The 4,642-nt window shown below is 67.3% G+C and carries 4 protein-coding genes; all 4 read left to right on the top strand.

The annotated features are described in order from the left end of the window. Positions 1-176: 176 nt before the first annotated feature. The 4 genes from D7V93_RS38455 (at position 177) to D7V93_RS38440 (ending at position 4,523) form a co-directional block, all read left to right on the top strand. Positions 177-809 (top strand): TetR/AcrR family transcriptional regulator, encoded by a 633-nt coding sequence (locus D7V93_RS38455; RefSeq protein WP_120648049.1) that lies wholly within the window; start codon positions 177-179, stop codon positions 807-809. A gap of 94 nt (positions 810-903) precedes the next feature. Next, positions 904-1,749 carry a TadE/TadG family type IV pilus assembly protein gene (locus tag D7V93_RS38450; protein ID WP_120648048.1) on the top strand — a complete coding sequence of 282 codons (846 nt, stop codon included), beginning with the start codon at positions 904-906 and terminating at the stop codon, positions 1,747-1,749. A gap of 30 nt (positions 1,750-1,779) precedes the next feature. Next, complete coding sequence (locus D7V93_RS38445) at positions 1,780-3,405, top strand: pilus assembly protein (RefSeq protein WP_120648047.1); 1,626 nt, start codon at positions 1,780-1,782, stop codon at positions 3,403-3,405. A 56-nt stretch (positions 3,406-3,461) separates the two neighbouring features. Next, complete coding sequence (locus tag D7V93_RS38440; RefSeq protein ID WP_120648046.1) at positions 3,462-4,523, top strand: pilus assembly protein; 1,062 nt, start codon at positions 3,462-3,464, stop codon at positions 4,521-4,523. Positions 4,524-4,642: the final 119 nt, after the last annotated feature.

The raw sequence follows: 4,642 nt of genomic DNA, 5'->3' as shown, positions 1-4,642 counted from the left end.
GCGCCTGGAGCGCGCGCGCCACCCCCTGCCCAATGACGCCCGAGGCGCCGAACAACGCCACCGTCTCCATGTCGCTCTCCTCTGGAATGAACGGCGACCCGTTTTCTGAACACCGTTCTGTGAACACCGTTCATTTATTGCTGGCCGTACTCCACGTCAAGCCCTATCGTTGAAACATGGGCAGCGCGGAACGGAAGGAACGTCAGCGGGCGGAGCTGCGCGAGCAGATCCTCCAGGTGGCGCGCGACATGGTGATGAAGGAGGGCTTCGGGGCCCTGTCCATGCGCAAGCTGGCGGACGCGGTGGAGTACGCACCCGCGACGCTCTACCTGCACTTCGAGAACCGGGACGCCATCGCGCGCGAGCTGTGCGTGCGCGGCTTCCAGGAGCTGCTCGCGGTGCTGGAGCCCGCCGCGGCCTGCGAGGAGCCAGTCGAGCGCCTGTCACGCCTGGCGGACGCCTACGTGACGTTCGGCCTGAAGCAGCCGGAGACCTACCGGCTCGTCTTCATGGAAGACCCCAAGCTGTCCGCGGACCTGTTCCAGGACAAGCAGGAGGGCGCGGGGCCGAAGTCCTTCGCCGTGCTGGTGCGCGCGTTCGAGGCCCTGAAGGCCGCGGGCCTGGCCCTGGAAGGCGCGACGCCCGTGCGGCTCGCGGAGGTGTTCTGGGCGGGGCTGCACGGCATCGTGAGCCTGAAGCTCACCTGCTCCGGCTTCCAGGGCGCCCCCGCCGAAGCGCTCGCGCAGACCCTCGTCGCCAGCACGGTGCACGGGCCCAAGCCCGCCCGGGCGACCCGACGCACCCGGTAGGCGGGAAATCCACGTTCGCACGCCTGAGCAGGGGGTCCGTCAAGTGGCCGCTTGCTGGCACCCCATGACACGGCGTGTGAAGATTGGACTTCCCATGAAATGGTCCGCTTCAACCCATCCTGGAGAGTCGGGTCAGGCGATGGTGGAGTCCGCGCTGGTCTTCCCGGTGATGGTCTTCCTCATCCTCGGCATCCTCCAGTTGGGGACGCTCCACCACGCACGGCTGATGACGGAGTACGCGGCGTACCGGTCCGCGCGCGCGGGCATCGTCAACCACGGCGACTGCGAGATCATGAAGGCGGCCGCATACGTGGCGGTGCTGCCCACCCTGGGGCCGCCCCGGGTCCCGATGTCGGGCGTGGCGAAGCCCGGGGGACGCGTGGACACGCTCATCGACGTGGCGAACGTCCATGACGCGTATACGGACAAGTCCTCGGCCAAGGCGAACCAGACGTTCGAGAAGGAAGGCGTGGACCTGGAGCGCGTGCGCGTGGAGGTGCTCAACCCCAGGCGGAGCCAGCTGCCCGGGCTCTTCGCGTCCTATGGCTCGCACATGAAGGGGCTGGAGCTGGACTACGACGACATCCGGAACGCGCAGGTCATCGAGGCCAACCTGCTCACGGTGCGCGTGACGTACTTCTACGAGATGCGCATCCCGTTCGCGAACTGGCAGCTCCACGCCTTCTACATGGGGCGCGAGTTCCTGAGCGACATCCGCGGCGGCCCGAACTTCACGACCCAGCGCGTGGGCGGAGGCAGCCCCACGCAGTACCTGGAAGCCAAGGGCGCCAGCCGCAGCGCGGACCACAAGAAGGTCAGCACGCTGGCCGGCATGCAGACCTTCGTCATCCCCGTCATCGCGACCTATTCGATGCGCATGCAGTCCAACCTCCTCAACAGCGTGACCCACGGCCCGAACTCCTGCGCCGTGGATGGCTAGCGTCCCCCGACGCTGGCGGAAGGAACCCTGATGTTTCGGATTGTCCGGCGGCTGCGGCGCGACGAGCGCGGGCAGGCCATGGTGCTCGGGGTGGTGGTCCTGCTCGTGCTGGCCGTCACCGTGATGACTTCGGTGGGCATCGGCCACGGCGTGTACCAGAAGATCAAGCTGCAGGACGCCGCGGACGCGCAGGCGTACTCGCTGGCGGTGAAGGAGGCGCGCGCCTACAACTTCCTCGCGTACACCAACCGCGCGATGATCGTGCACTACTCCGCCATGCTCACGGTGATGTCCTACGTGAGCCACGCGGTGTACCTGGACCGCACCATCGGGACCGCTGCCAAGTACCTGAAGCTCATCCCCGGACTCGGCACCGTCTTCGCCGCCGTCGAACAGGCCATCAAGGCCTGGAAGGTGGCGGTGGAGACCGTCTCACGACTGCTCATCCCCATCCTGACAGGGCTCAACATCGCCTTGTGGCTGGCCCAGGAGGCCATGCTCACGGGCACCATGTATGACCTCTACACCAGCGACGGGCATGGGGACGTCATCGACAAGACGGACCCCAAGGCCTTCGTCACCGTGGACATGGACAGCGGGCAGGACTTCAACAAGGGCCCCATCACCTCGGTGTTCAACACCCCCGACAACGTCAACTACTCCAACGCCAAGAACTTCCTCCACATCGTGGATGACGGGCCCAAGAGCAGCGTCCCCACCATGGGGGTGGACCCCACCGGCATGCTCAAGCGGGCGAAGCTGGTGTCGAACAACAAGCTGTCGGATCCGGACATGGCCAAGTACCGCCTGCTGATGGGCAACCTGGCCAATGGCGTGCGGCGCAGGTGGACGGCCGAGGGCGAGGGGCCGTTCATCATCGGGCGGCGCTGGAACTTCCAGCTGTGCGTCGTCATTGGCGAGCTGCGCATCCGCAAGACGGCTGACAGCCAGATCAAGAGCTTCGACGAGGGCTTCGAGAACAACCGCAAGGACCAGCTCTACGCGGCGGACGACATCCGCATCGACGTGCGCCCGCTCTGCGGCATCTTCGGCTGGAGCAATGTCTTCCAGCTGCGCTTCCGGGCCGCGGCGGACGCGCGGGGCGGCTTCCACCAGGAGGTCGGCTCCAACAAGACGGATACCCACCATACGTGGACGGGCATCACGCCCTTCCTCACGGCGGACACGAGCTTCGTCAACCCGCGGCTGAACCACTTCGGCTACCCGTGCAACCTCGTCGTCCTGGGCAAGGACATGGGCGCCGACCGCGTCGGAGACAAGCCCCCCTTCGAGATGGAGAACCTGAGCCAGAACGCCTTCATGGAGGGCGCTGGCGAAGGTGAGTTCGACACCACGCAGAACAACAACGAGGGCATCCGGGAGTCGTACCTGGACATGACCTGGACGTACGTGGGCGGCATGAACGACAAGTACGCGCAGGGGTTCCGCACGGCCACGGGTGGAATGATGGCGCTGGCCGTGGGACGGGCCATCTACCACCGGCCCAATACCTGGAAGGAAGAGCCCAACTTCTTCAACCCGCTCTGGACCGCGCGTCTGGCGCCCATCAAGACCCACTGGGACTCGGATCGCCTGGAGTGGCTGGTGCCCGAATGGAAGGACAGCGCATGGCTGCTCAACGGCATCAACTACTGACGGGCGCCATGAGGACTCGCACCGGACGGCGGGGACGCGCGCGGGGTTCTGCGACCGTGGAGCTGGCGCTCCTCGCGCCCCTCTTCGTGGTGCTGGTGCTCTGGGCGAACTACTTCTGGGAGGCGCAGCGCGCGCAACTCAAGCTCGCGGAGATGGCGCGCTTCATCGCCTTCGAGCGCACGGTGCGCACGGACCTCAACGCCATCGTCGCGGAGGCCCGGACGCGCTACCAGGACCTGGACGGCTCCACGAAGACGGGCACCCTGGGCAGCGCCTACCAGAACGGGCTCACCTTCCAGGTGAGGGCGGAGAACGCCGACGCGCCGCTCGAGAGCGTCGAGATGTCGGACATGGGTTCGAAGGCCGGCGTCGGGGCACTGGCGGGCCCGGCCCTGGCCGCGCTGGGCAGCACGCCGGCGCAGCTGGCCGAGGACATGGGGTTCGACCCCAGCGTGGGCGCGGTCCATGCGCAGGTGCAGGTGCGCATGGTGAACCGCATCATCCCGCAGGAGGTCGCCCTCTACACGACAGGCTTTGAAGGCAACCAGCTGGACCTGGTCTTCAACGAGGAGTTCTACCTCTACCACGACACGTGGCGGGCCTGGGGCAACGGCGAGAACCCCTCGCAGACCTACCCCCGGGTGGAGCAGCTCACGCACGACCGCGTGAGCCGCATCGTCTACGCGGGCGTGACGAGCAGCGGCGGTGGGGCCCTGGATGCCATCGGCAGCGTGCTGTCCGTGCTGGGGCTCGACTTCCCCTTCTCCGCTGACTACATCCGCCAATCCGTGCTCATCCGCGACCCGAAGGCCGCGGGCTACTTCGCGGCGGCGACGAGGCCCACGCGCACGGTGCCCGGCGACAAGCTCCAGGCTGCCTACTGGCGCAACGACACGAGCTTCTGCTTCGACAGCTGCGAGCCCAGCGCCATCAACTCGAAGCGAGGCGCCGACAACTGGCCGATGCGTGCGTACAACTGCCGTGGGGACTTCTTCCAGGGCGCCGTCATGTCGAACGCCCCCGAGTCCATCTACACGGAGTCGATCGCCTCGGGCGCCGGCTACTTCCGCTACGCCGACGACGCGTGCACGCTGCCGCCTCCGTCGCCGTTGCCATGAGCGGGCTGACGGACCACACGGGCGCGCTCACGCGCTGGCTGGGCCTGGGCGGGTTGCTCGCGCTCGTGGCCACCGCCGTGGTGCTGAAGGATCCGCCCCCGGCGCCTCCCGCCCGGGAC

Origin of the sequence: Corallococcus llansteffanensis, from assembly GCF_003612055.1 — a bacterium.
Classification (GTDB): Bacteria; Myxococcota; Myxococcia; order Myxococcales; family Myxococcaceae; genus Corallococcus; species Corallococcus llansteffanensis.
This window is presented reverse-complemented; position numbering and strand designations above follow the sequence as displayed.

Bases quoted from the DNA above. Each gene is read 5' to 3' on its own strand.
- D7V93_RS38455 (WP_120648049.1), top strand. From the start codon at position 177: ATGGGCAGCGCGGAACGGAAGGAACGTCAGCGGGCGGAGCTGCGCGAG.
- D7V93_RS38450 (WP_120648048.1), top strand. From the start codon at position 904: ATGAAATGGTCCGCTTCAACCCATCCTGGAGAGTCGGGTCAGGCGATG.
- D7V93_RS38445 (WP_120648047.1), top strand. From the start codon at position 1,780: ATGTTTCGGATTGTCCGGCGGCTGCGGCGCGACGAGCGCGGGCAGGCC.